This window comes from Frigoribacterium sp. CFBP 13605, from assembly GCF_014839405.1.
Taxonomy (GTDB): domain Bacteria; phylum Actinomycetota; class Actinomycetes; order Actinomycetales; family Microbacteriaceae; genus Frigoribacterium.
This window is the reverse complement of sequence record NZ_JACYNS010000195.1, coordinates 1-1,954: the sequence shown is the minus strand read 5'-3', so window position 1 is coordinate 1,954 and position 1,954 is coordinate 1. Positions and strand designations below refer to the sequence as shown.

Below are 1,954 nucleotides of genomic sequence, written 5' to 3'. Positions count from 1 at the left end.
TGCCTGCGCTGCGGCACCCGCGTCGAGGCGCGCGACGACCCTCCCACGCCGGACGGCCGCACGCGGCGGGCCTGGTGGTGCCCGCGGTGCCAGCCCGCGGCGTGACGCGGGACGGTCGCGACGACGTTCCCCCAGGAGTGGGCCGCGGTCGGCTCAGCGCACGCTGACGAAGATCGGGTTCGCGTACAGCCAGGTGTCGGCCCACGGGTCGGCCGGGCTCATCGGGAACGGCTGGGGTGCCCGCGGGTCGACGTCGGCTCCGAGCGGGCCGACGCCGTGCACCCGGCCGTCGCTGCCGCGCAGGCGCACGTAGCCGTCCTCGGTGGCGGGCTCGAGCGGCACGACGACGCGGAACGGAGCGGCGGACCGGTCGGCGACGTCGAGCAGCTCGACGACCCGGGTGGCGGGCGCGCGCTGCTCGTCGCGGTCGGCCACGGGTCCGGTGACGCGGCCACGGATCACGTCCAGGTGGGCGAGCCGCGGGATCGTGCCCCGTGAGGTGGGCGTCGAGGTGGGCACCACGTCGACCACGAGCTCGAGGGCGGTGCCGCGCGGGACGGTGAGGGTCCCGCCCAGGGTGGCCTGCGCCTCCTGCCCGCCGGTGGCCCGGAGCACGACGGAGAGCCCGGCGACCAGGTGCCCGTGGTCGACCCAGAGCCGACCGGCGCGGATCGCGTCGAGCAGCGCGGCGGACGACCGGTCGACGGCGCCGACGTGGTTCCGGCTGAACTCGCCCGGCCAGAAGTCGGCACCGTTCTGGGGCGTGGCCGTCGCGACCGGGTCGGGGCGGCGGCCGGCACGGTCGAAGTTGCCGAGCGTCGCGCCGGCCTCCCAGCCTGGCCCGGTCGGGAAGTCGCCGACGCGCGTGGCGTCGGACTCCTTGAGGTGGAGGTCGCTGTTCGAGGTGATCCACCAGCGCCGGCCCTCGCCGAGCAGCGAGTCCCACACGCCGCCGACGACGGCCGTCGTCCAGTCGAAGCCGCCGTGGGTCAGGTAGGCCTCGGCGGGGTAGCCGGCGAACGAGAACTCGCTGGGGGCGTTCTCGTACTCGCCCCGCCGCGAGCGCGCCGACGCGTTCGCGGCGACGGCACCCGCCTGGGCACCGGGGGCGCCCTCCATGCCGACGAACACCTCGGGGTCGGCGTCCTGCCAGGCCCGCAGCTCGCCGGGCGAGTCGATGCCGAGGCGGCTCGGGTGGTTCGCCAGGACGATCACGTCGTCGACGACGCCCGCGCTCTTCTGGGCGCCGAGCCAGGCGATCGCGTCGGTGGCGTGCACGAGCCACTCGGCGGCGTCGTCGGTGCCGGGGCGCGGCTTCTCCCAGCCGTTCAGCTTGCCGTCGTGGTCGAGCTCGAAGCGGCGCAGCACACGGGTCGTGGCGGGACCGGGTGCGACGAGCACGGTGGCGTGCTCGGCGCCGGGGATGTACCACTCGAGCCCCTGCAGCACGAGCAGGTCGGGCCGGGCAGCCCGCGCGGTCTCGATCTCGCGGGCGGCGTTGAACACCCCGCCGACGTTGGCGTGGCCCTTGTTGCTGTGCTCGGTGAAGGCGATGGCGTCGACCCCGAACCTCTGCGCCTGGTCGAGGATCGTCGTCATGGGGTACTTCGCGTCGTGCGAGTAGACCGAGTGCACGTGGTGGTCGAAGACCAGCCACGAGACGGCGGCCGGATCGACGACGGCGGGCGCCGACGGCAGCGGCGCCGCCTGCGCGGGGTCCGCTCCCCGCAACCCCTGGGCCGTCGCCCCCACGGCGACCGTCGCGGCGACGGAGGCCCCGAGGAAGGTCCGGCGCGAGAGGCCCGATCCGGTCGGCGCGGACTGCTCGGGGCGGGGGTCGAGGGACATGGCTTCACTTTCGTCGGGCGGGCGTCCCGACCGTAGGCAGCGGGCCTGAACCGCAGGCCAACGGTCGGGGACGCGTGCGACACCGGGCGTTCACGAACCGTTCCCC

Annotated in this window: 1 protein-coding gene; it reads right to left on the bottom strand. The window is 75.5% G+C overall.

All coding sequences use genetic code 11. The annotated features are described in order from the left end of the window. Positions 1–153 precede the first annotated feature (153 nt). Positions 154–1,848 carry a PHP domain-containing protein gene (locus IFT36_RS15930; RefSeq protein ID WP_200413654.1) on the bottom strand — a complete coding sequence of 565 codons (1,695 nt, stop codon included), beginning with the start codon at positions 1,846–1,848 and terminating at the stop codon, positions 154–156. Between the last annotated feature and the right edge of the window lie 106 nt (positions 1,849–1,954).